Annotated in this window: 17 protein-coding genes, 1 tRNA gene and 1 pseudogene; 7 read left to right on the top strand and 12 right to left on the bottom strand. The window is 65.2% G+C overall.

Annotated elements, in window-relative coordinates; translation table 11 throughout:
* Position 1: 1 nt before the first annotated feature.
* Entirely contained in the window at positions 2 to 1,471 is a 1,470-nt protein-coding gene (locus J6U32_RS00635; protein ID WP_208793100.1) for a tyrosine-type recombinase/integrase, read from the top strand.
* Here J6U32_RS00635 and J6U32_RS00630 read toward each other — a convergent pair.
* From J6U32_RS00630 to J6U32_RS00620, 3 genes are all read right to left on the bottom strand, one after another.
* Positions 1,468 to 1,986, bottom strand: a complete 519-nt coding sequence (locus J6U32_RS00630; RefSeq protein ID WP_208793099.1) for a hypothetical protein — start codon at positions 1,984 to 1,986, stop codon at positions 1,468 to 1,470. The two genes, J6U32_RS00635 and J6U32_RS00630, sit on opposite strands and share 4 nt — an antisense overlap.
* A 254-nt stretch (positions 1,987 to 2,240) precedes the next feature.
* Complete coding sequence (locus tag J6U32_RS00625) at positions 2,241 to 3,320, bottom strand: SIR2 family protein (protein WP_208793098.1); 1,080 nt, start codon at positions 3,318 to 3,320, stop codon at positions 2,241 to 2,243.
* A gap of 201 nt (positions 3,321 to 3,521) precedes the next feature.
* A tRNA-Gly gene (locus tag J6U32_RS00620) sits at positions 3,522 to 3,595 on the bottom strand.
* Positions 3,596 to 4,181: 586 nt separating this feature from the next.
* Here J6U32_RS00620 and J6U32_RS27135 point away from each other — a divergent pair.
* Together J6U32_RS27135 and J6U32_RS00615 are read left to right on the top strand one after the other, a co-directional pair.
* A pseudogene (locus J6U32_RS27135) lies at positions 4,182 to 4,395 on the top strand (IS256 family transposase); the annotation flags it as partial.
* A gap of 98 nt (positions 4,396 to 4,493) precedes the next feature.
* A protein-coding gene (locus J6U32_RS00615; protein WP_208793097.1) for an IS3 family transposase occupies positions 4,494 to 5,659 on the top strand; the annotation gives its coding sequence in 2 pieces (ribosomal slippage) (positions 4,494 to 4,778 and positions 4,781 to 5,659; 1,164 coding nt in all).
* Positions 5,660 to 6,385: 726 nt separating this feature from the next.
* On the opposite strand, the gene J6U32_RS00610 is transcribed toward J6U32_RS00615, so the two are convergent.
* Both J6U32_RS00610 and J6U32_RS00605 read right to left on the bottom strand, forming a co-directional pair.
* Positions 6,386 to 6,649, bottom strand: a complete 264-nt coding sequence (locus J6U32_RS00610; RefSeq protein ID WP_208793096.1) for a hypothetical protein — start codon at positions 6,647 to 6,649, stop codon at positions 6,386 to 6,388.
* A 502-nt stretch (positions 6,650 to 7,151) separates the two neighbouring features.
* Positions 7,152 to 7,769 carry a maleylpyruvate isomerase family mycothiol-dependent enzyme gene (locus tag J6U32_RS00605; protein WP_208793095.1) on the bottom strand — a complete coding sequence of 206 codons (618 nt, stop codon included), beginning with the start codon at positions 7,767 to 7,769 and terminating at the stop codon, positions 7,152 to 7,154.
* Between the two features lie 104 nt (positions 7,770 to 7,873).
* On the opposite strand from J6U32_RS00605, the gene dcd reads away from it, so the two are divergent.
* The 3 genes from dcd to J6U32_RS00590 all read left to right on the top strand — a co-directional run bounded on the left by dcd (position 7,874) and on the right by J6U32_RS00590 (position 11,592).
* On the top strand, positions 7,874 to 8,449 hold the full coding sequence (dcd, locus tag J6U32_RS00600; RefSeq protein WP_014361808.1) for a dCTP deaminase: 576 nt from the start codon (positions 7,874 to 7,876) through the stop codon (positions 8,447 to 8,449).
* Between the two features lie 260 nt (positions 8,450 to 8,709).
* Positions 8,710 to 10,146, top strand: a complete 1,437-nt coding sequence (locus J6U32_RS00595; protein WP_208793094.1) for a UDP-glucose dehydrogenase family protein — start codon at positions 8,710 to 8,712, stop codon at positions 10,144 to 10,146.
* A 111-nt stretch (positions 10,147 to 10,257) separates the two neighbouring features.
* On the top strand, positions 10,258 to 11,592 hold the full coding sequence (locus tag J6U32_RS00590) for a hypothetical protein (RefSeq protein ID WP_208793093.1): 1,335 nt from the start codon (positions 10,258 to 10,260) through the stop codon (positions 11,590 to 11,592).
* A 34-nt stretch (positions 11,593 to 11,626) separates the two neighbouring features.
* On the opposite strand, the gene J6U32_RS00585 is transcribed toward J6U32_RS00590, so the two are convergent.
* Both J6U32_RS00585 and J6U32_RS00580 read right to left on the bottom strand, forming a co-directional pair.
* Positions 11,627 to 12,397, bottom strand: a complete 771-nt coding sequence (locus J6U32_RS00585) for a MerR family transcriptional regulator (RefSeq protein ID WP_208793092.1) — start codon at positions 12,395 to 12,397, stop codon at positions 11,627 to 11,629.
* A gap of 59 nt (positions 12,398 to 12,456) precedes the next feature.
* Entirely contained in the window at positions 12,457 to 13,065 is a 609-nt protein-coding gene (locus J6U32_RS00580) for a TetR/AcrR family transcriptional regulator (RefSeq protein WP_208793091.1), read from the bottom strand.
* 104 nt (positions 13,066 to 13,169) lie between these two features.
* Between J6U32_RS00580 and J6U32_RS00575 the strand changes: the two genes are divergently transcribed.
* A complete protein-coding gene (locus J6U32_RS00575; RefSeq protein ID WP_208793090.1) occupies positions 13,170 to 14,741 on the top strand; it encodes an MFS transporter in 1,572 nt (523 codons plus the stop codon).
* Here the strand turns inward: J6U32_RS00575 and J6U32_RS00570 are convergent.
* The 5 genes from J6U32_RS00570 to J6U32_RS00550 all read right to left on the bottom strand — a co-directional run bounded on the left by J6U32_RS00570 (position 14,725) and on the right by J6U32_RS00550 (position 23,405).
* Positions 14,725 to 15,864, bottom strand: coding sequence for a PDR/VanB family oxidoreductase (locus tag J6U32_RS00570; protein WP_208793089.1), 1,140 nt, complete (start codon positions 15,862 to 15,864; stop codon positions 14,725 to 14,727). The two genes, J6U32_RS00575 and J6U32_RS00570, sit on opposite strands and share 17 nt — an antisense overlap.
* Before the next feature lie 14 nt (positions 15,865 to 15,878).
* Positions 15,879 to 16,799: a metal-dependent hydrolase gene (locus tag J6U32_RS00565; RefSeq protein WP_208793088.1), complete on the bottom strand. Its 921-nt coding sequence runs from the start codon at positions 16,797 to 16,799 to the stop codon at positions 15,879 to 15,881.
* 11 nt (positions 16,800 to 16,810) lie between these two features.
* A complete protein-coding gene (locus tag J6U32_RS00560) occupies positions 16,811 to 18,514 on the bottom strand; it encodes an SDR family oxidoreductase (protein ID WP_208793087.1) in 1,704 nt (567 codons plus the stop codon).
* A gap of 136 nt (positions 18,515 to 18,650) precedes the next feature.
* Complete coding sequence (locus tag J6U32_RS00555) at positions 18,651 to 19,904, bottom strand: pyridoxal phosphate-dependent aminotransferase (protein WP_079931153.1); 1,254 nt, start codon at positions 19,902 to 19,904, stop codon at positions 18,651 to 18,653.
* Positions 19,905 to 20,111: 207 nt separating this feature from the next.
* Positions 20,112 to 23,405, bottom strand: a complete 3,294-nt coding sequence (locus J6U32_RS00550; protein WP_208793086.1) for a (Fe-S)-binding protein — start codon at positions 23,403 to 23,405, stop codon at positions 20,112 to 20,114.
* Positions 23,406 to 23,442 lie beyond the last annotated feature (37 nt).

The following is a 23,442-nucleotide window of genomic DNA, read 5'->3' as shown; positions in this document are numbered from 1 at the left end:
CATGGCACACATCAGGACGCGCACCACGACACAGCAACACCGCAACGGCAGAACTGTCGCTCACTATGAGGTGCGGTGGCGCGAAGACGTGAGAGACGAACGCGGGCTTCCGATTCCGGTTGATCCGAGCCGTCCCGAAGGGCGGAAGCAACAGCGGACCCGGCAGAAGTCGTTCCGCGACAGGGAGGCAGCCGAGCGGTTCCGCGACACGCTCAACACCGAGCGCCACACGCCGGGCGGTGTCGTGGTTCCGCGGGACCAGCTATTTGCCCACGCAGCGGAAGCCTGGTTGGAGAGCTGCACCGACTTGAAGCCTCGGACGCGCGGAGAGTACTGGAACCTGCTCAGTCCGAAGAAGCGCGCCCGCAAGGATTCCCAGGGCAACAGCACCGCGCACCTGTCGATCATCGCCACGTTCAGTGGTAAGGCGGTCGGCAGTATCACCCGACAGCAGATCGCGGAGTGGGTGCAGGCCCTCACCGACGCCGGGAAGTCGCCGTCGACGGTCCGGCATATGTACTTCGTCGTGAAGATGGTGTTGGAGCAGGCCGTGGTGGACGGACTCCTACGCGACAACCCCGCCGATCACGTCAAGCTCCCGAGCGAGCGCACTGCCACCAGCGGAACTCCCGGCGTCGTGGACGACCCCGACATGTTCCTGACGGCCGAGCAGGTGTCAGCGCTCGTTGCCGCTACGCCCTGGCCGTACAACGTGCTGGTCCACGTGGCCGCGTGGAGCGGGCTGAGAGCCGCAGAGATAGGCGGGTTGCAGGTAGGCGACGTAGAGCTGCCACCGCGCCAGCTCAATCCCAACGCGAGGCCCAAGCCGGGCCTCCTGGGAGTAGAGCGCACCCTCAGCCCGCGCCCGACAGGTGGCTACGACACCCCGAAAACGCGGGGGAGCCGGCGACGAGTCCCGCTGCCACCGGCCACCGTGGACCTGATGCGCGACTACATGGCGCTGCATCCCCGCGCCGACGATCCGACCGCGCCGCTGTTCCCGGCGTTTCGGCTCACGCCGCCGAAGCAGACCGGCGTCGCTGTCCACCCCGGCAGGACGTCGCCTGAGCTAGCGAGTGCAAAGGCTCAGCGCAATGCCGACGTCCTAGCCTCGCTCACCGTGGACGAGGCCGAAGCGCGCCTGGAACTCGACTGGACCAGCCCCGTACGGCATCAGAACTTCTACAAAGCCGTGTTCCGTCCTGCGGTCCTGCGAGCCAACCGAGAAGTTGCAGGCCGAGCGCTACCGCCCGCGCTCAAGTTCCACGCGCTGCGCCACACGTACGCGAGTCTGTGCGTGGCGGCAGGCATTCCGCCGCTGGAGATCGCCCGATTCATGGGACACGCCAAGGTCACCACGACGCTCAGCGTCTACGCGCACCTGTTCGAGGACGACCACGCTGACGCGATGTCGGCTCTGGCGGCGATGTCGGCACTGGCAACGGAGAACGTGGTCAGGCTGCGGGGCTAGTCGCGTGGCGGTCCGCCCAGTGTCCACGCGACCACGTGCGACAACTGAACGCGCATGAATCCGGCGTCGTGTCGCGTGTGGCCTTGAAATACGACTGCGTCCTGCAAGTGGATGTAGGACGTTAGCTCCTCCCGATTGAGTGCGGCTTCGTCGTCCTCTTCGTCGCTGTTCTCGCGCAGCTCGCGATAGCGATTCGCGGGTGAATCGAAGTTCATCCTTGCCATGCTCTCCGTGACCTCGCGAGTTGTGGCGTCCGCGGAGTCCTGAATCCCTCCTCGCTGCAATGCCGCAAGACCTTCGAAGAAGGTCTCTCCGGCGATTATCGTCCCAGCGATGGTGCCTGCTGCGGTGAATAGCGTGATGCCGAATCCGGCACGGGCCTGATTAGCGAAGTAGGCGAAGTTTCGCAAGTTGTCGTCGGGCTCCCCGAACCAATCGGCCGTCTTCTGCAGGTTGCTGTAGAGAGCAAGCCCTCCGTTTAGCGGTTGCTGGGGAGTGTCGTCTTTGTCGCTCATGCCGCTGATCATGGCAGACGCCTCGGACATCCAGCAGCCTGCGTCACTTCAGTGGGTGAGGGCTGGTCGTCGCCCGAGTCGGCGTGGCAGGTGGCAGTGGACGGCGTCAATTGCCTAGACTGTGGGTAGTGCATCCCGATGTGGTCGTTGAAACACCACGACTTCGGTACCAGCATCGGGAAGGGCCTCCTCGCCCGCGCTCTAGTCGAACGGTCCCGGCCTCGCATACGTGCTTGAGGCCGGGACCTAACGAGTTATGAGGCGAAGTTTGCCCAGTCGGTCGACCCAGCCAAGTCAAATGCCCCGTCGCGATTAATCGCAAGGTTGTTTGACGCTGTCGTTCCCCGATCCCAACCGAAGGCATCTTCGATCTCAGCTTCGGTCAGGGCATCGCGGTAGGTCGAAACCAGTATGGCCGGTGGATCGCGACGGGACTCCCAACAGCGTTGCAATAGATCGTTGACACATTCATCCTTGAACGAATAGCCGACAATCAACCAATGGTCCGCATTCTTAAAGTCGGTTTCCGACACATCGTACGCGACATTGAATGGGAAGCCCTGGACATGCTGCGCCTTATCGTAGCTGTTGGCAAGTACGACAATCGGTTGAGCGTTAAACGTGTCGTAGTCTCTATAGGTCTGCCAGATCGGATTTCCGCGCAGAGTGCCAACGTTTAATTTGACGTCTTGGTCGTTCACGCGCCAATAGGTGAGAGACCCGTGCAGGTGAAGGAGTCGAAGCCTTCTCCGCTCAAGTGAGATGTACTGAGCCTCACTGCTTCGCAGCTGAACGGTCGGGTACTTGACACCACCGAAGGAGAACGAGCCCCGATAACGACCATCTGCCATGTCGCTGAGGATGGCCTCGTATTTCTCCATTAACGCAGAAAGCACGAGAGTGTCGTAATTGAGATTGGCCACAGTCACATGGTTGGTAAATGCGTCCAAAACGAGATCGAAGAACTCGATTAGGGGCTCTCTGCGCTCCCAATCTGAGTAGGTCCGCTCCATGATGATTTCTAGCGTATGTCCGATTCCTCTCCGCTGAACCTCGCTGACGAAGTCTCGGACTAGCTGGATTGCATTTGCCGTCGCTGGGTCACCGTTTTTTGTGAGTGCTGCGAACACGGCCAAGTCGTCAAGAATATCGCTCTGACCGCCGAAAGCGCCAACGAGCGCCTCGAAATCCGTGGCCGGGTCGCCAGTTGGATGGTGCTTGGCGACCCGCTGCATCGCGGTTGCGACCGCGTCGCTTCCGGTGTACTGGCGGGTCAGCCGACCTGTGAGCTCCGCGCTAATCTCGCTCAAGTGGAGCTTGGGGCTGAATGCCATACTCAGCCCATTTCCGACGAGCATCGCAAGGTTAGGGCCACCCGACATCGGAGTCTGACCGCCTTCTTCGAAGTATCAAGTCACTTGATTCTACTGACAGCCCGGAGATCTGAGTGCTGACACGCGCCACCACGTGGAGTGTATTTGTTGTCGCGGATCAGGCGTTCGGCAGCCAGAAAACCGCTCTACCTGCGGTGATGGTGGAGCCGATGACGGGAATCGAACCCGCGTATTCAGCTTGGGAAGCTGATGTTCTGCCATTGAACTACATCGGCGTTAGGGCTTTGACCTGCCGTGATGCTCCACACCGGCCGATGTGTTCGTCTCCGTGCCACGCTCGTTATCGCACAGACAACAGTGAACGTTGCACGGCGCAAGGCCTCATCCTGGGAATGAGCATACAGCCTCATAGTTAGGGACGTGTCAGCGTGTCCGATCCTTGTGGCGATCACCCGAGATGGGGACGCTCTGAAGCTGCATCAGGGTAGCGCAGGTTTGGCGAGCGTTTTGGAGCCTAACGTGTCGAATACCCGCCCTCACCAGCATGTCTCGCCAGCATCGGGCCGGCGAGTACACGTCACCGATCTCGTTCTATGCCATGTGGGAAACCGAGCGATACGCTGAGCCGGCCAGACGCGTTGACCTCGCGCGCTGCGACAGCGCGCCGCATGAAGCCTCTCGGGGATCGGCAGAGGAATGATCGAGACCTGTAGATCTGGGAGGGCATGCCTTCCCGCAAGTATGATCCCGATAGTCACTTGATAAGTCAGCGTTGCAAGGCTTGCGCACAGGCCCACCCTGTGTCGCTTTACGGTAGTCAACAACGATGACGGTTCCAACCCGTCCGACGAGAGCCGCTCGATGCTCGATGAGACCGTGCGTGCAGATGCTCGCTGCCGCACTGCACGCAGTAGTCGCCGCCTACATCAACCACGCCGACCAGGTCTACGCGAACGGCGTCGTCTCGTGGTGCGCAACGGGATACCACCATGAGTGACAGGTGATGACCGCCGCCGGTGCGGTCACGTTGAAAGCGCCACGCGTCAACGACAAGCGTGTCGATGCTGATACGGGTTAACGGAAACCCTCTTTCGTCGACGAAGGGACTGCTGCACGGATAGGTGACATCTGATCTGGCTTGCCCGAGGGGGTGGGCCTGGAAGGATGGCTATCGTGCCCAAGCCGTATCCGAAAGAGTTCCGTGATGACGTGGTCCGGGTTGCCCGCGAGCGCGAGTCGGGTGTGACGATCGAGCAGATCGCGAAGGATTTCGGGGTGCACCCGATGACCTTGCAGAAGTGGATGCGCCGCGCCGACGTCGACGACGGTAACAAGCCCGGCATGACGAGCGGGCAGTCCGCGGAGCTGCGGGAGGCGAACAAGCGAATCCGGTTGTTGGAGCAGGAGAATGAGGTGCTGCGGCGGGCGGCTGCGTATCTGTCGCAGGCGAATCTGCCGGGAAAAGGTTCTACCCGCTCGTGAGGGAGCTCGCCGCCGACGGGATTCCCGTGGCGGTGTCGTGCCGGGTCCTCAAGCTCTCCCGCCAGCCCTACTATCGCTGGCTCACAGAGCCAGTCACTACCGCCGAATGGGTCGAAGCGCACCGAGCGAATTCCCTGTTCGATGCCCATCGTGACGACCCGGAGTTCGGGTATCGGTTCCTCGCCGACGAAGCAGAAGTCGCCGGTCAGGCGATGAGTGGAAGGACGGCGTGGCGGATCTGCTGCGCCAACGGCTGGTGGTCGAGCTTCGGCAAGAAGCGTGGGAAGAACGGTACGAAGCCTGGTCCGCCGGTGCACGACGACTTGGTCGAACGGGACTTCACCGCCGACAGTCCGAATGAGTTGTGGCTGACCGATATCACGGAACATTGGACCGACGAGGGCAAGCTCTACCTCTGCGCGATCAAGGACGCCTGCTCGGGGCGGATCGTCGGCTACAGCATCGACTCGAGGATGAAGTCCCGTCTCGCTGTGACAGCGCTCAACAACGCGGTCGCCCGCCGAGAAGACGATGTTGCGGGTTGTATTGTTCACTCGGACAGAGGTTCTCAATTCCGATCCCGCAAATTCGTGTCGGCGCTCAACCGGCACGGTCTGGTCGGGTCGATGGGGCGGGTCGGTGCCGCGGGTGATAACGCCGCGATGGAATCGTTCTTCGCGCTGCTGCAGCGCAACGTCCTCGACCGGCAACGCTGGGCCACCCGCGAGCAGCTGCGGATCGCGATCGTCACCTGGATCGAACGCACGTATCACCGCCGGCGCCGGCAAGCCCGCCTCGGTCGGTTGACGCCCATCGAATACGAGACCATCATCAACACAGCCGCCTCAGCGGCATGACACCCCAACTGTCACCTATCCGTGCAGCAGTCCCTCGTCACGACCGATAGCTCAGGGCGCAACGTAGATCTACCTAAGGGCGCCGTGCAGCGCCTTCAACAGCCAATACGCAATCACGACGACGCGTACATCGGGGGCCGTCACAGGGCAGTGTGGACACATGCGGGCTCCCCCGATCACGCAGGGCTGACCTCGAATCGCTCGGAGCCCGGCTTTTCGCGAAGCGTTCACACTGATGAGGTTTGAGCGCGAGCACAGGCTCATGGGCCTCGTCAGCACACGGCGGTGTGGGTAGCCGAGTCGGGGAATGAGAAGGAACCTGCGCTCACCCCATCTATCGCAAGACGGGTAAACGCAGGTTCCTAAGTCTTGTACTGCGCACTTCGCCGCGGCCCTCTCAACCCGCATCGGTCCTACTTGGTCCCGAATCATCAGGAGTTACATGTTGTCATTCAGCCATTCAATAAAATGGTGAATCTTTTCGGGGTGCGACACGATACTCTTGCCCACACCGAAAGCGACGCCATCCAAGAACTTGTGGACAAGGCTTCGCTGACTCTGCTTGTACCTAGTTCGATAATCCTCGACATCGGGGTCGGTGTCGTTGTCTCCCTTCTTATCCCCGGAGTTCGGATTAGGAATTTCGTTAGGCTGAGACATACGTCTGCCCTCCTGCGTGACCGGGTATGACGGCCAGGTCCTTTGCCTGCCGTCACGGGCGGGTGGTCACCCCCGCACGACTTTTTCGCCCATTTCCTCCTTGAAAACGGCGATAGCATCCAGAACCAGCGCGCGAATCACTGATGCGCGGGTGGCATCAGGCGTGCCGTGCTCTTGGAAGAACTCGACAAGATCGTCGAGCGCCTTGGATTCCGAAGGTGTGAACTTCGTTTGCCCTGGGATTATGCGTTTTTCCCTTTTCTGCAATGCGACCAAGTTTTCGCGTCGACTTTCGATTTGGCTCACTGTAGACGACTGACTGATGGTCATTCTGCGTCCTTTTCGTTGCGGTTCATAAACCTCGCCTCCCACCGGCGAAGGTTCAGACCTCTGGGTATGTGGACTTCTTCAGGCTTGCAACCCGGAATGACGAGCGTCGGCAATTTCCAGTTATGGGGAAGCTAACTGGACGTATTGCTGACGTTGCCGCTACTGCTATGGGCAATGTCCATGCCGAGCGAGGTAGCTAGCTGGTCTTAGCGCGTCATGTGTGTGTCTCTTCATTTCTCTGCTCCCATGGATGGTGTCCTCGATTTCCGTCGACTCTCTGACGACTCCTCAAGAATACCCCCAGGTATACCTGCGCGCAACCCTGAAGCATCTCTGCGTGTCACTGGGGTGCAAATACGACGACTGACTACGACAAAGGGGCCGACCAGCGAGTAGCTGAGGGCCCCAGATCGCGTGTCTGCAATTACTCGTCGGTCGCGTCGACCCTCGCTAGCAAAGGATCTGTCGAGCGCGTCACAGCAGGTCGCGACATGCGGCGCGTTCAGGTCAGCGTCGCGACCCCGTCGCCGGTGAGATCGGCCATGGCGATGCCGCGGCCCGTCATGACCAGCGTCAACGACTCGGCGGGACCCCGGACCTCGGGCCCGTCGCCGAACGTCCAGTCGAGATCCGTCGCCACCCAGCGGACCGGGGCAAGACCGTCGGTGAAGCCACGCGACGCCTTGGGGGTGACGAGGAAGTCCAGGACGGTCCGGCGGCGGGCGGGATCGGTGGTCGATGGCAGACCGAGTGGTCGGCGGATGTCGGCTCCGTGAATCACGATGTCACTCAAGGGTGCAAGCGGTCCGTTGCCGGGTGGGGTGAATCGCTTGTCGGCCTTGTCGCGCAGCACTGCGGACAGGTCGTCGTAACGCTGTGCGACCTTGGCCGTCACCGCGACGTTGGCCTTGTCGAAATCGCCGAACGAACGGATCATCGCGAGGACGATCGTCGGCGTCGATACCACCAGCGGCATCACCAGATGCGCCACGACATCCCGACAGGTCCAGCCCGCGCACAACGACGGTGTGGCCCACTGTTCGTCGGTGAGGCCGCTCATTTGGTCGGCCAGACGCCGACGCTCGTCGGCGATCTCGGCGAAGAGCTGCTCGTCGTCCATGGGTGTGACCGTACGTCTTCCCGGCGTCGTAGATGTAGTAGAACGTCACTTCCTGGGCGAACCTTCTACTACGTCTGCGCACGCTGGTCCGATAGCCTCGCAGTGTGCTGCTCTCCGACCGCGACATCCATGCCGCCATCGACAGCGGGCGCCTCGCGCTGGACCCGTTCGACGCTGCTCTCGTCCAGCCGTCGAGTATCGACGTGCGCCTCGACGGACTGTTCCGGGTGTTCAACAACACCCGCTACACCCACATCGACCCCGCGCAGCGCCAGGACGAGCTGACGACGCTGGTCGAACCGGCTCCGGGGGAGCCGTTCGTGCTGCATCCGGGCGAGTTCGTGCTCGGGTCGACGCTGGAGGTGTGCACCCTGCCCGACGACCTCGCCGGCCGACTCGAGGGCAAATCGTCACTGGGACGTCTCGGGCTGCTGACGCACTCGACTGCGGGGTTCATCGACCCGGGGTTCTCCGGTCACATCACCCTCGAACTGTCGAACGTGGCGAACCTGCCGATCACGCTGTGGCCGGGAATGAAGATCGGGCAACTCTGTCTGCTGCGGCTGACCAGCGCCGCGCTCAACCCGTACGGAAGTGCCGCGGTCGGCTCGAAATACCAGGGACAGCGGGGACCGACGCCGTCGAAGGCGTATCTGAACTTCGTGCGCGACGCGGACTGAAGGGTCGTGGGCGGGTTCCGGCGTCGGTGACGGTGGTCTCGAGGTTCGTCGCTATCGCTCCTCTCACCTCGACCATCGGGGGGAGGCGTCGGCTTTCGGGTGGGGAGTGGTTCCGGCGTCGGTGAGGGTGGTTTCGAGGTTCGTCGCTATCGCTCCTCTCACCTCGACCATCGGGGAGAAGGCGGGAGTTCACCGACGCGTCGCTGCGTCGCCACGCCATGGTGGGCTGTGCGCCCGACGCCGCGCGTACGTCTACTCCTATGAAGCTCACCGTGATCGGATGTGGTTACCTCGGCGCGACGCACGCGGCCTGCATGGCCGAACTCGGGCATGACGTCCTCGGGGTCGACATCGACGCCGAGAAGGTCGCCCGCCTGCGCGCCGGTGAGGTGCCGTTCTTCGAGCCCGGACTCTCCGACATCTTGCGCCGCAACATCGCCGCCGGCCGCCTCGAGTTCTCGACGTCGATGCAAGCGGCCGCCGACCACGGCGACGTGCACTTCGTCGGCGTGGGCACTCCGCAACAGGCGCGCGGATACGGCGCCGACACCTCACACGTCTTCTCCGCCGTGGAAACGCTCGCCGGGCTCGTGCGCGGCGAGCATCTCATCATCGGGAAATCGACTGTCCCGGTCGGAACCTCGGCCGAGCTCGCCGAGAAGATCGCGGCGATCACCGGCGACCTCGCCGACGTCGAACTGGCCTGGAGTCCGGAGTTCCTGCGTGAGGGATTCGCCGTCGAGGACACCCTGCGTCCCGATCGCATCGTCGTCGGCACAGACCCGGCGCACGATCCGTCGTCGAGTGCCGCGGTCGCGGCGATCGGCGAGGTGTACCGCGAGATCCTCGACACCGGTGTCCCCATGGTCACCACCGATTGGGCCACTGCGGAATTGGTGAAGACCTCCGCGAATGCCTTTCTGGCGACCAAGATCTCGTTCATCAACGCGGTCAGCGAATTGTGTGAGGTCGTCGGCGCCGACGTCTCGGCCCTGGCCGACGCCATCGGCTACGACAACCGGATCGGTCGGCGATTCCTCAACGCCGGCTTGGGTTTCGGCGGTGGTTGCCTCCCCAAGGACATCCGCGCGTTCATGGCACGCGCCGAGGAGCTCGGTGCCGGGCGCACCTTGCGCTTCCTGCACGAGGTCGACGCGATCAACATGCGCAGGCGCGCAGCGATGGTCGATCTGATCGAGGACGCCTGCCCCGGCGATCTCATCGGTGCGAACATCGCGATCCTCGGCGCCGCATTCAAACCCGAGAGCGACGACGTCCGTGATTCGCCTGCCCTCTCGGTGGCGGGCCAGCTCGCGTTGCGGGGTGCGTCGGTGACGGTCTTCGACCCGAAGGCCTCCGACAACGCGCGTCGCATGTACCCGATGCTCCACTTCGCCGACACCGCGCGCGCCGCGGCCGCCGACGCCGACGTCCTCGCACTGGCCACCGAATGGGCCGAATTCGTCCACATGAGCCCCGACGAGTTCGACGGCGTCGTCGCGCACCGCGTCATCGTCGACGGCCGCCGATGCCTCGCGGCGGCACAGTGGCGGGCGGCCGGTTGGGAGTATCGAGCCCTCGGCGGCGAGGTCCGCCGACCATCGCCGGTGACCGCATCGGCGGAGGTCGGCGGTCCCGCCGACCGTATGACCGCTCTCTCATCGGTCCGGTCACGACGCGGTCACATGCTACGTTGACAATCGATGGGCGCAGGGGGGCGTCCGGGCGACCGGGATTCATCCCGGTTCGACCGGGGTAATCGGTCGACGAGTGCAGCGCCCCCGACGACCGCAGGAATGTCACCCACGATGATCGAACCGTCACACACCGCCATCCGCGTGATCGACGCGGCTCTCACCGAGCCGGTCCGGCAGCGTGTCTCCACCCTCGGCGCGCATGTCGCCGCGGTCGTGGACCTCGACGTCACCGGAGCGGTGATGGTGGTCGCCGACACCGTCGATGACCAGGTACTTCTGGCTGTACCCCCGCTATACGACATCACGCCGCGCGAGCTCGACCGCGCACTCGCCGACCATCTCGTCGCGGTCGGGCGGGTCAATCGCCCCACCGATGACGAGTGGCGCGACGAACTCCGCAAACTGGCCGGCCGGGCCCGCACCCGGCTCGCGGCGTCGGGCGGTGCGTTCATCATGGGTGAGCGGCAGGTCCGGCTGTTCCGCGTGACGCGACGCGACGTCGAGGTGGCCACCGCCGCGCTGGTCGCTGACCTCGCGGCACATCTCGACGCGGTGCTCGCGCAGACCGGTTCCACCGAGGCACCCGTCGTGCTCACCACCACCCACACGCAGTGGCCCGGACTGCCCGCGATGCTCGCCGACGCGCGCCGCAAGCCGGTCATCGTCGTCGACGACGAGGCCAGCCTGCACACGCCGACCCATGGCGTGACACCGACGCCGTCCGGCGATTTCCCGACTCCCGGCCCGGTCAGTGGTGACGTCGTCAGCGTCGTGGAGCCCGCACCGATCGCCGCAGCACCGATCGCCGCAGCACCGATCCCCGCAGCGCCCGCCACAGAGTCGCTTGCGGCCGAGCCGGCTGCCCCAGGGGCGCCCGCCGAGCAGGTCACGCCGGAGGGTGCGTCCACGCCCGAGGTCGCCGACGCCGTCACCGAGGAGATCCTCACGGTGACCGACAAGATTCCGGTACTACACGGCAGCGATCATCCCCACCGCGACGATCCACTTCTCGAGGATTCCCTCTTCGACGACCACGACGCGCTTGTCGGTTCGGAACCTCACCCGGCAGATCGCCGGTGGTATTCGCGCCCGCGGTGGCTGCTCGGCGGTGCGGTCGCCGGGGTGCTGCTCGTCTTCGGGGCCGCGATGGTCGTGTCGTCCGCCGGTAGCTCGCCCGCACCGTCGCCCCCCGCGGCCGCAGTCTCGACGACCACCGAGCAGGCCGCCGCGACGTCGTCGACGCCGACCTCGCCGGCACAGTTCGCCGACCCGTCCGATCTGGTGCAGGCGCGTCAACCCGCGGTCGTCTACACGACGCCGCCGCCCCCACCGCCGGTACAGACCAACTCGCGCACCCCGAACAACGCGCCGCGTCGGGCTCAGCCGCGACCGGCGCCCCGGCTGACCATCCCGATCCCCGGTCGCCCGCCCATCGTCATCCCGTGAGGCGCGCGAGCTCGGCGAGTTCTGCGCTCTCAGGTCAGTCGGCGAGCTCGGGGTCCTGGCCGGATTCGCGTGCGGCGTCGAGGTAATCGGCGAGCTGGCGTGCCATGTCCCGGTCGAGTGCGCGGTCGAGCGCGTTGTGCGCCGAAACCTGGCCGGAGCGACGAAGTTCGGTGAGGAGCCGGGTGGTCTTCTCGGACTCCTCGGCAGTCTGCGGAATCCAACCGTCGGCGTGCCCCAGCGTCACCTGACGCCGGCCCGCGGAGATGAGGGTGTTCGCTGCGGCATCCATCGCACGATCGAGTTCGGCGTGGACGTCGAGGATGTGGCTCAGCGTGAGACCGAGTGCGACGAGGCGGCCGTAGCCGGCGACGGTTTCGGGGTCGAGGATCACGTATCCCTGGGGATCGGGGTCGTCGGAATCGGGTCGGATGAGGCCGAACTCGGTGAGTCGCGCGATGTTGTCGGGGTCGGTGGTGTGCAGCATCTCGGCGAGTTCGGTGGCGCTCACCGTCGCCGATTGCGTCGTCGACCACCGTTCGGAGACCACCTCGCGCAGCCCGAGGACGTCGGCGAGGTCGTCGCCGCGCTGCACCCCGGTGAGGAATTCGCCGATGTGGCGGATCGTGAAACCACGCTTGAGCAGGTCGTTGATCACCTTTAGGCGCTTGAGGTGGGCATCGGTGTAGATGGCGATGCGACCGCGTCGGAGCGGTCGCGGTAGCAGGCCACGGTCCTGGTACCCGCGCACATTCCGGGTGGTCGTCCCGGCCGCGCGCGCCAGGTCGTCAATCCGGTATTCGGTCACGATTGCACATTCTCTCAGATGGGCCTCGACGTTCGGCCAGGTCGGCGAACTGCGAGTGGTCAGGGGTGCAGTCCTCGCGCGATCAGTGCGATCACCGCGCCATAGTTCTGTGCGGGGTCGATGAAGGGTGGGCCGGCGTCCGCCAACTCGAGGCTGACCGCGCCGTGGACACACGACCACACCTGCATCGCCAACCCCAGCGGGTCGCCCGCCCGGATCACGCCCGCGACCTGGCCGTAGCGAATGACGTCGGCGAGTGCGTCGAACGCCGACGCGGCGGCTTCGGGCGACGGATCGCAGTCCGCGGAGAACATCAGCGCGTAGAGCATCGGGTAATCCAGGGCGAACTGCCGGTAGGCCCGCCCGCTGTGGGCCAGTCGCTCGGTGGCGTCGGCCTCGGTGGTGGCGACCACCCGTCCCAACTCGACGAAGGCATCGCTGACCAGGGCATCGAGGAGCCCTTCCTTGCCATCGAAGTGGTTGTAGACACCCATCGGCGCGACCCCCGCGGCCTTCGCGACCGCCCGGACGGTGAGGCCGTTGACCCCGTCTGTCTCGAGAATGCGGCGACCGGCGCGGATCAGATTGGCGCGGACCTCGGTGGCAGGGGTGCGGCGCTGGGGTGACGAAGCGCGCGTCGAAGAACCGGGCGTCGAGGGGCTGGCCATATTGACAACCTACTAGAACAGTGTTCTTCTTGTGTAGAACAACGTGCTACAACAATGGATCGCCGTTATAGAACTCTTCTGGCCGTTTCCCGAAAGGACGTGTGATGCGGGCTCGTTGGTGGGCGCTGGGCGCCCTGTGCTTCGCCGAACTACTCGTGATGATCGACAACACGATCGTCAATGTCGCGCTGCCGACCATGTCGCGCGATCTCGACGCCGGCATCTCCGGACTGCAATGGATCGTCGACGCCTACACCCTCGTGTTCGCCGGTCTCCTCGTCACCGGCGGATATCTCGGTGATCGCTACGGGCATCGCCGGATGCTGCTTTTCGGCATCGCCGGATTCGTCGCCGTCTCGGCGCTCGCGGCCGAGTCGCAGACCCTGGGACAGCTGATCACTGCCCGTGGCGGGCTGGGACTCTTTGCCGCACTGGTCTTCCCGGCCACCCTGGCCCTCATCACCACGATCTTCGCCGAGGGTCGCGAACGTGCTGCGGCCGTGGGGGTCTGGGCGGCGACCTCGGGTGTGGCGGTCGCGATCGGCCCGGTACTCGGTGGATGGCTGCTCGAGCACTTCAGTTGGTCGTCGGTGTTCTGGGTGAACCTGCCGATGGGCGTGATCGCGGCGGTCGCCATCCTCGTCGTCGTACCCGGAACACGTCCGACGACGGTGTCCCGCTTCGACATCGGCGGTCTGTTACTCTCGATCGTCGGCCTCGGCCTGCTGGTCTATTCGCTGATCGAGGGCCCGCACTTCGGATGGGGCGATCCGCGCACCGTCGGTGGTCTCGCCGCTGCCGTGGTGGTGATCGGTCTGTTCATCTGGCGCCAACTCGTCATCGCGCACCCGATTCTCGACGTCCGACTCTTCGCCAATCGCCACTTCGCCACCGCCGCGGGCATGGTCAGCGTCGCATTCTTCGCGCTGTTCGGATTCATCTTCCTCATCACCCAGTTCTTCCAGGCGGTCAAGGGATACGGCCCGCTCGACGCCGGCGTGCGCACCCTGCCGTTCGCGGTGGTGATGGCCGTCTTCTCGCCGGTCGCGATGGCGCTGGCGCACCGCTTCTCACCGCGGCCGGTGGTGGTGGCTGGAGCACTGCTGATGGCCGGAGGCTTCGCTCTGGTCGAATTCTCCACGCGCACTTCGGGTTATTGGGAACTGATCATCTGGTCAATGTCGCTGATGGCCATGGGATTGGCGTTCATCTCCGGCCCGTGTACCCAGCTGATCATGGATGCGCTCAAGCCCGAACTAGCCGGTGCGGGCAGTGCCGTCAACGACACCACGCGGGAAGTCGGCGGCACGTTGGGGGTTGCGGTACTCGGGTCGGTGCTCACCTCGGTCTACACCTCGGGGGTCGGGAACAAGCTTGCCGCACTCGGAGTTCCCCATGCGGCGGGCGCCATCGCCGAACAGTCGGTGATGGCCGGTGTCGAGGTCGCCGGGCGGGCGCCGGGCGCCGCGGCCGACGCCATGCGCGCGGCCGTGCAAGACGTCTTCGTCGACGGGCTGCACTCGGCGGTGTGGGTCGCGGTGGCCATCACCACGGCCGCGGCAGTGGCCGCAGCGGCACTGTTGCGCGGAGCGCCGCGTGGTGTGTCGCCCGCTGCGGATTCCGTTGCTGCCGACAGTGATACCGCCGACGATGTGTTGGTCAGAGATCGAGCGTGAGGTGATCGCCCTGGGCGCGTGAGACGCAGGTCAGGATCTGACCTGCGGTGCGCTCGGGCTCGGTGAGGATGTTGTCGCGATGGTCGATCGCCCCGGCGAGGGTCCCGAGTTTGCACGTTCCGCAGAAGCCCTGTCGACACGAGTACGGCACCGACGGGATCTCGCGCTGCACAGCAGACAGCAGCGATTCGGTTGCACCGACCGTGATCTCGGCGCCGGTGGAGGCGATGGTCGCGGTGAACTCGCGGCCGTTCTCCACCGGTGGCGGGGTGAATCGCTCATAGTGCAACTCGATGTCGGGGCGGTCGGCCAGATGTCGGCGCAGACTCTCCAGCATCGGCACCGGACCGCAGCAGTACACCGCGAGACCCGATGGGGCTCGACCGGTTTCGGGGTCGGCGGTGCCGAGTAGTTCCTCCATCGTGGGCAGTCCGTCGGCGTCGTCGGTGCGGATGGTGACCTTGTCGCCGAAGCGTGCGACCTCGTTACGGAACGGGATCGACTCGGGCGAGCGGCCGGTGTAGATCATCGACCAGTCCAGACCGAAGCGTTCGGCGGCGGCGAGCATCGGCAGGATCGGTGTGATGCCGATGCCCGCGGCGATGAATCGCAGCTTTGTCGCCGCGGAACCGTGGCCGGGAAGCGAAATCGGAAATGCGTTGCGCGGTCCCTTGACCGAGAGGAGGTCGCCGACCTTCAGCGTGTCGTGCACTTCGATCGATCCGCCACCACCGTCGGGGATGCGGCGCACGGCGATGCGATAGGTGTACTGATCGGCGGGATCGCCGCACAGTGAGTACTCACGCATCCGGCCCGACGGCAACAACAGATCCAGGTGTGCCCCGGCGTGCCAGCGGTGCAGCAGCCCGCCGTCGGGGTCGGCGAAGGTCAGTGCGACGACGTTCTCGTCCTCGGCGACCACCTCACGGCCGACGATGCGCACCACGGTGATGCCGTTGTCGGCGACGGTATCGTGCAGCGGCGACAACGGCCGCCACAGTGGCCACCAGATCTTCGAGATGGCCGTGCCGACCGTCAGCAACGGGTCGTGGCGCCAGCGACCGTAGAGATGCGGTGGCGGCGAGGTCAACGTCGTCGTGTGGGGATGTGCGCGCTGGTTCATCTCGTCGCAGCTCCTCAGCTCGCGTTCCGGGCCGCCGGTGAGGCCGCCAGATAGGCGACGGCCTGTGCGGTGGAACCGATCTCGTTGGGGTGGAACCCCGGACGGAAGTAGCTGAAGGTCGAGAAGACGATCTTCCACATCTTCGGCAGGACCCCGGCCCGGACGCCGCGGAAGTAGTGGTACTCGCGCTGGAAGAAGTTGTAGTCGATCGTCGGGTCGGACTTCATGATGAACCGGAACCCACGATTGACGAGTAGAAGCAAGACCGGCAGTGCCACCAACATGGCCCGCCCGCGACGCAGGTAGCTGTCGCCGAAATACACCGCGACCTCGTGGGCGACCGCCCGATGTTCGACCTCCTCGGCGCCATGCCAGGTGAACAGATCCGTCATCGCCGGGTCGGCACCGTGCTCGACCCAGGTGTTGTTGAGCGCGAAGTCACCGAGGATGGCGGTGTAGTGCTCGAGCGCGGCGATCAGCCACAGACGTTCGATGAGGTGCTTCTGGCGTGCCGCAGGAGAGGCTTTCTCCAGTGGTCCCAACAACTTCCGGAAGATCCACTCCATCTGCCGGCAGAACGGGCGCGGATCGATGCCGTGGTGGTCGAGGAACTCCCACAGCACGTGGTCGTGGGCCTCGGCATGCATGGCCTCCTGGCCGATGAAACCGCGCATCGTCGCCGCGAGTTCGTCGTCGCGCACCAGCGGCAGTGCCTCGTTGTAGGTCTGGACGAACCACCGTTCCCCCTCGGGCAGAAGGAGATTGAGCACGCTGATGAAGTTCGACGCCACCGGATGTCCGGGAATCCAGTGCAGCGGTGTTCGGGACCAGTCGAAAGCGACGTTGCGGGCGTGCAATTCGACGGGGCCGGGATCGGATCCGTCGACGTCGACCGGCTCGCGGCTGTCGTTGATGGAATGGGCGTGTGCATGCATGTTCGCTCCTTTCATCGGCGCGTCGCGCCGACGACTTGCTGTCGTGCCATGGCACGAGAAATCCACGGGGTGAAACGGTAGATGCGGTAACCGATCTGGGCCTCCGGTGCCACCGGCACCACGGCCTTGTCGGCGCGGATCGCCGCGACGATCTGCGTGGCGACCTCGTCCGGGGACGGTGTGTCACTGACGGCGGGGCAGATGGTGCTGACGCCGATGTGATGCTCGGCGAGCTCTGCGCGCAACGATTCGCCGTAGAGCAACACCCCGGCCTTGGCTGCGGCGAAGATGCCCAGCCCCCGTTGCGGGGTGAAGGCCGCCGCGGACGCGAGATTGACGATGTGGCCGCCGGTTCCGCGTGTCACCATCTGCCGGCCGAACTCGCGGCACCCGGTGAGCACGCCGCGCAGGTCGATCTCCAACAACCGATCGACCTGTTCGTCGGTGGCATCGAGCGACGATCCGGACAGGCTGGTCGCGGCGTTGTTCACCACGATGTCGGGGACCCCGTGCTCACGCTCGACGTCTTTCGCGAACTCGATGAAGGCGTCGGTGTCGGCGACGTCGAGGTGATACACCGCTGTGGCCGAACCGCTTTCCTTGCACAGGCGGGCGGTGTCCTCGGCGCCTGCGGTGTCGACATCGGCGAGGACGACGTCGCATCCGAGTTCGGCGAGGGTCCGTGCCGTTTCGCGACCGATATCGCTGCCCGCTCCGGTGATCACCGCGAGCCGGCCCGTGAACACCTGGCTCGGGCCGAAACGTCGTGTTCGCGTGAAACTCTCGGGGACAGGGCGGTCGCCGTCAAGGGTGGCGAGGAGGTTGCGTACGTTCTCGGCGATGTAGGCGGGGTGCGTCGAGGGCAGCCAATGCCCGGTCGCGGCGTCGCGGCGCCACAGCCGGGTGACGTAGCGGTGGGTGGTCGAGAACGTCGCCGGACGGATCGCGAAGTCGCGGGTGTTGAGCAGTTCGAGAACCGGCACCGCGACCGTACGCGGAGATGGGAACAGCAGGCGCCGAACGATGTTGGCGCGGTAATACCGGACCCCGGAGTTCATGTCGCGGCGCAGCGTCGGGGCGGTGGTGATCGCATCACGCGGTGTGCCGTCCATCAGATGCAGGAACTCACGCCACACCCGCGGGGAGCCGAGAACTCCGAGAAACAGTCGAGGCAGCAGCGGCAGATGGAACAGGCCGATGTAGGTGGAACTGACCATCTGCGAGACGGAGGTGCCCAGATTGCGCGGCGTCGGATGAGTGATGTTGTGGCGCAACAACGCTCCGACATGGTCGAGGCTCGGCCCGGAGATCGAGGTGAACGACGCGATCTGCGTTGCGGCGCCGCTGCGCGAGACCGCCTCCCAACTCTGGATGGACCCCCAGTCGTGCGCGACGACGTGGACCTTGCCGCCCGGGTTGACCGCGGCAGCCACGGCGAACAGATCGTCGGCGAGATTCTCGATCCGATACGCCGACACCGGCAGCGGGCGATCGCTGTCACCCATGCCGCGGGTGTCATAGGCGAAGACCCGTGCGTGACGGGCCAGATGGGCGGCGACGCCGTCCCACACCACGTGGGTATCGGGCCAGCCGTGCACGAGAAGGATCGTTGGCGCGTCGTCGTCGGTGGCCGTGCCGGCGTCGGCGACCGCCTCGAACAGTGCGAGGTTCACCCCTGCGCTGTTGACGTTTCTGCGCCGCTTCCAACTCACCATCGACTCCTCGATCCCCTGGATGGGAGTACACGTTACCAACGGTTACAGGAATAGCCAATGGGCAGGCTCCGCATACGAGAACACCGACGTCCGAAGCTCGGACGTCGGTGTGTCGGTACCTGTGACTGCGGGTCGGCTACTGGCGGTACGAGGAGAGGAAATTGCCGATCCGCTCGATCGCCTCGCCGAGCTCACGCGCCCACGGCAGGGTGACGATCCGGAAGTGGTTGTGGTCGTCGAGGTTGAAGCCGGTGCCCTGCACCACGAGGATCTTCTCCTGCAGCAGTAGATCCTGGACGAACAGCTCGTCGTTGTGGATCTCGTGAACCTCGGGGTCGAGATGCGGGAAGGCATACAGCGCACCGCTGGGTTTGACGCAGCTGACGCCGGGGATCTGATTGAGCTTCTCCCAGGTGACGTTGCGCTGCTCGAACAGGCGCCCGCCGGGCTCGACGAGGGCGTCGATGCTCTGATACCCGCCGAGGGCCACCTGAATCGCGTGCTGGCCGGGCACGTTGGAACACAAGCGGGTCGAGGCGAGGATGCCGAGGCCCTCGATGAAGCCCTGCGCATGCTCCTTCGGGCCGGTGAGGACCACCCAGCCGGCGCGATAACCACACACGCGGTAGGCCTTGGAAAGTCCATTGAAGGTGAGGCACAACAGATCCGGTGCCAGTGAGGCGATGTTGGTGTGGACGGCGTCGTCGTAGAGGATCTTGTCGTAGATCTCGTCGGCGAGGATCAGCAGCGAATGCCTGCGCGCGATGTCGGCGAGCTTCTCGAGCACCTCGCGGGAGTAGACCGCGCCCGTCGGGTTGTTCGGATTGATGATCACCAGTGCCTTGGTGCGGTCGGTGATCTTGGCCTCGACATCCTCGATGTCCGGGTTCCAGCCGTTGCTCTCGTCGCACCGATAGTGCACCGGCTGCCCGCCGGACAGTGCGGTCATCGCGGTCCACAGCGGATAGTCCGGTGCCGGGATGAGGACCTCGTCGCCGTCGTTGAGCAGTGCCTGCATCGTCATCGTGATCAGCTCGGAGACACCGTTGCCGAGGATGACGTCGTCGACGTCGAAGTACGGGAAATCGGGGATGAGCTCGTAGCGCGTCACGACGGCCCGCCGGGCGGACAGCACGCCCGCGGACTCGGAGTACCCCTGGGAGTAGGGCAGGGCGTGGATCATGTCGCGCATGATGACGTCGGGGGCCTCGAAGCCGAAGAGAGCCGGGTTGCCGATGTTGAGCTTCATGATCCGGTGGCCCTCGGCCTCCAACCGGGCCGCGTGCGCGTGCACCGGCCCCCTGATCTCGTAGCACACGTTCTGCAGCTTCAGGGACTGCTCGAGCGGCTTGAGGTTCTGGTTCAGGTGGGATACGTAAGGCCTACTCACGGGTTCAATTGTCGCAGCCGCAGGCAAATCGATTTCTCGGGGTTGCTGAGTGCGCCGACAGCGCTCTTCCTTTCGCCGACAGCGCCCTCCATTTCGCCGACAGCGCTCCTCATGGCGCCGACAGCGCTTCGGCGAGCCGAAAGCAACGAGCCCGCCCGGAATCAACCGGGCGGGCTCGTCGCGAGCGGAGCTTTCAGGCGTCGATCGTCACGAGCGGTGACCGGGCCGCTTCTTGCCCGCGGCCAATCCGAAGCCCTTGGCCTTCGAGGCACCGACCTCGCCGATCGTCCGATCGTCCGATGTCGAGCCGTTCGACGCCGATCCGTTGGACGACGCCGCAGGGGTTTCGTCCTCGGCGGGCGCTGTCGGCTCCTCGGCGGGCGCTGTCGCGGTCTCCTCAGGCGCTGTCGGCGTTGTTTCGGGCGCTGTCGCGGGTGCGGCGGGCGTGGCGGCGGCAGCCTTCGCCCCGGGGCGTTTCTTGCCTGCGGCCATGCCGAAGCCCTTGGCCTTGGCGGTACTCGCCTCGGTCACCGCGCTCACCGAACCTGCCGACTCGGTGTCGGCGGTCGCCGCGGCGTCGGGCGCGGACTCGGCGTCGTCCACCTGGTTTTCCGCGGGGGCGGTCACTCCGGTGTCGGCAGCGGCCGCATTCGGTTGCGCGGGGGACTTTGCGGCGCCCCCGGGCTTCTTCATGGGCTTCTTGCCACCACTCATCGCAAAGCCCTTGGCGGCGGCCTTCTTCGGGGCACCGCTGGTCTCACCGGATTCGGCGGCGTCGGCGACCGCGGCCGACGACTCCTGCTCGGCCGGTGCGGGTGCCGCAGACTTCGCGGCGGCGCCGGGCTTCTTGCCGCCCTTCATGCCGAATCCCTTGGCGGCGGGCTTCTTTTCGGCGGTTGCGGCCTCGGTTGAGCCGGCGTCGGCAGCAGGCGCCGGGGCGGAACTCGCGGCGGCTCCGGGCTTCTTGCCGCCCTTCATGCCGAATCCCTTGGCGGCGGGCTTCTTCTCGGCCGCTGCGGCCTCGCCCGAGGCGGTCTCACCCGAATCCGCGGGCGCGGCCTTCGCAGCACCGGGCTTCTTGCCGCCCTTCATGCCCAGGCCGACCTTCGGCTTCGGCTTGGCCTCGGTCGTGGCAACCGCAGATGCGGCGGCCGCGGCAGGAGCCTTCTCCTCCTCGGGTTCGGGCTCCGGCTCAGGTGCGGGCTTGGGAATCGGACCGAGGAAACGTCCACCACGCTTGACCTCGGGGGCCCCACGCGTGACCGACTCCAGCAGCAACTGTGCGACGTCGACGACCTCGACCTTGCCCTCGTTCTCGGTGCCCGAGGTCCGGGCGGTCACACCGTCGGTGAGCATCACGCGGCAGAACGGGCAACCGGTGGCGACCTTCTGCGTGACGTCGCCGCCGATCTTGTCGCCGAGCGTGTCGAGTGCCTCGTCGACCCGGTCGATGTTGATGCGCTTGCCGATCTGCTCTTCCATCCACATGCGGGCGCCACCGGCGCCGCAGCACATGGATCGTTCGCCGTGTCGCGGCATCTCTCGCAGGTTCGACCCGGAGGCCGCCATCAGCTCGCGCGGGGCGTCGTAGACCTTGTTGTGGCGACCGAGATAGCAGGGGTCGTGATAGGTCACGCCCTCACCCAGCGGCGCGACGGGGACCAGACGCTTCTCCCGAACCAGGCGGTTCAGCAGCTGCGTGTGGTGGACGACCTCGTACTTTGCGCCCAGCTGCGGGTACTCGTTGCCCAGCGCGTTGAAGCAGTGAGCACAGGTGACAACGATCTTCTTGCGCTGCTGCGGAGCCGTCGAGAAGACCTCGTTCATCATCTCGATGTTCTGCTGCGCCAACATCTGGAACAGGAACTCGTTGCCCGCGCGGCGAGCCGAGTCACCCGTACAGGTCTCGCCCTCGCCGAGGACCAGGAAGTTCACCGCGGCGATGTCGAGCAGCTCGGCGACGGCCTTGGTGGTCTTCTTCGCGCGGTCCTCATAGGCGCCGGCGCAACCCACCCAGAACAGGTACTCGAAGCCCTCGAACGATTCGACGTCCTGGCCGAACACCGGGATCTCGATGTCCATCTCGTCGATCCAGTTGGTGCGCGCCGAGGAGTTCTGGCCCCACGGGTTGCCCTTGTTCTCCAGGTTCTTGAACATGCCCGCGAGCTCGGTCGGGAAGTCCGACTCGATGAGCACCTGGTAGCGGCGCATGTCGATGATGTGGTCGACGTGCTCGATGTCGACCGGGCACTGCTCGACGCACGCTCCGCAGGTGGTGCAGCTCCACAGGGTTTCGGTGTCGATGACCGCGCCGAGTTCACCGTCGATCGCCCCGGTGCCGGCCGATTCGCCGACCAGCTTGCGGGCGGCCTCGGCACGCGCCGCCTCGGGGATCTTGGCGAGCTTGGCCTCGTCGGGATTGCCGTCGGCGTCGACGAGACCCACCTCGTCGCCACCCATGTCGGTGCGACCACCGGCGATCAGGTAGGGCGCCTTGGCCTGCGCGTGGTCGCGCAGCGACATGATGAGCAGCTTGGGGCTCAACGGTTTTCCGGTGTTCCATGCCGGGCACTGGCTCTGGCAACGGCCGCACTCGGTACACGTGGTGAAGTCCAGCCACGCCTTCCAGGAGAAGTCCTCGGCCTTGCCGGCGCCGAAGGCGTCGACGTCGGGGTCGGCGGTCTCCATGTCGAGGACCTTGCCCGCCGACATCATCGGCTTGGCCGCACCCAGTGCGACTCCGCCATCGGCCTCGCGCTTGAGATAGATGTTGAAGAACGCGGCAAAGCGGTGCCAGGCCACACCCCAGTCGATGTTGGAGCCCACCACGGCGAGCCAGATCATGCCGCTCATCAGCTTGATGACCGCGGCACCGGTGACCCAGTACTCCGAGGACCCTTCGAAGAGCTGGGCGAAGTAGTGGGTGAAGAAGGAGGTCCAGATGGGCGGATCCTCGAGGCCGGCCGAGATCTTGAAGGTCTTGACGAAGACCATGCCCAGACCTTCGAGCAGCACCACCCACTCGACAAAGTACGCGGCACCGAAGCGGGAGCCGGAGAAGCGCGACAGGCGCTCGGGCACCCGCGGGTGATTGAGCTGGCGGATGATCATCAACACGGTGATGCCGATGACGGTGCCGAGGCCGAGGACCTCGTCGGCGAAGATGTAGATGTTCCAGGCGCCGATGATCGGCCAGTGGAAGTGTGGGTCGAAGATCTGCCCGTAGGCCTCGAACCAGAAGATCGCGCCGATGAGGAAGCCGAACATCACCAGCCAGTGCGCCCAGCCGACCGTTCGGAATTTCACCATCCGGGTGTGGCCGACGAACTCCTTGAGCATCGTCCACAGTCGCGGGAGGATCGGGAAGTAGCGTGAACTGTCGACGCGCTGGCCCTGTGCGATGGCGCGGATCATCGTCCACACGCCGCGCAGGAACAACGCCCAGCAGAACAGGCTGATGACCGCGGCAATCGTGCCGATGGTGATCGTCGTGGCATTCACGGCGTCACGGCCCCTCTCTGGTTGTCTAGAGACCGTC

The sequence above is a fragment of the Gordonia polyisoprenivorans genome, assembly GCF_017654315.1.
Taxonomy (GTDB): Bacteria; Actinomycetota; Actinomycetes; order Mycobacteriales; family Mycobacteriaceae; genus Gordonia; species Gordonia polyisoprenivorans_A.
Note: the sequence above shows the minus strand (reverse complement) of the source record. Positions and strands in the feature narration are given on the sequence as shown.

What these genes read in the sequence shown, in the direction of transcription:
- J6U32_RS00635 (WP_208793100.1), top strand. Translation starts at nt 2, where the DNA reads ATGGCACACATCAGGACGCGCACCACGACACAGCAACACCGCAACGGC.
- J6U32_RS00630 (WP_208793099.1), bottom strand. Translation starts at nt 1,986, where the DNA reads ATGAGCGACAAAGACGACACTCCCCAGCAACCGCTAAACGGAGGGCTT.
- J6U32_RS00625 (WP_208793098.1), bottom strand. Translation starts at nt 3,320, where the DNA reads ATGGCATTCAGCCCCAAGCTCCACTTGAGCGAGATTAGCGCGGAGCTC.
- J6U32_RS00610 (WP_208793096.1), bottom strand. Translation starts at nt 6,649, where the DNA reads ATGACCATCAGTCAGTCGTCTACAGTGAGCCAAATCGAAAGTCGACGC.
- J6U32_RS00605 (WP_208793095.1), bottom strand. Translation starts at nt 7,769, where the DNA reads ATGGACGACGAGCAGCTCTTCGCCGAGATCGCCGACGAGCGTCGGCGT.
- J6U32_RS00595 (WP_208793094.1), top strand. Translation starts at nt 8,710, where the DNA reads ATGAAGCTCACCGTGATCGGATGTGGTTACCTCGGCGCGACGCACGCG.
- J6U32_RS00590 (WP_208793093.1), top strand. Translation starts at nt 10,258, where the DNA reads ATGATCGAACCGTCACACACCGCCATCCGCGTGATCGACGCGGCTCTC.
- J6U32_RS00580 (WP_208793091.1), bottom strand. Translation starts at nt 13,065, where the DNA reads ATGGCCAGCCCCTCGACGCCCGGTTCTTCGACGCGCGCTTCGTCACCC.
- J6U32_RS00575 (WP_208793090.1), top strand. Translation starts at nt 13,170, where the DNA reads ATGCGGGCTCGTTGGTGGGCGCTGGGCGCCCTGTGCTTCGCCGAACTA.
- J6U32_RS00570 (WP_208793089.1), bottom strand. Translation starts at nt 15,864, where the DNA reads ATGAACCAGCGCGCACATCCCCACACGACGACGTTGACCTCGCCGCCA.
- J6U32_RS00565 (WP_208793088.1), bottom strand. Translation starts at nt 16,799, where the DNA reads ATGCATGCACACGCCCATTCCATCAACGACAGCCGCGAGCCGGTCGAC.
- J6U32_RS00560 (WP_208793087.1), bottom strand. Translation starts at nt 18,514, where the DNA reads ATGGTGAGTTGGAAGCGGCGCAGAAACGTCAACAGCGCAGGGGTGAAC.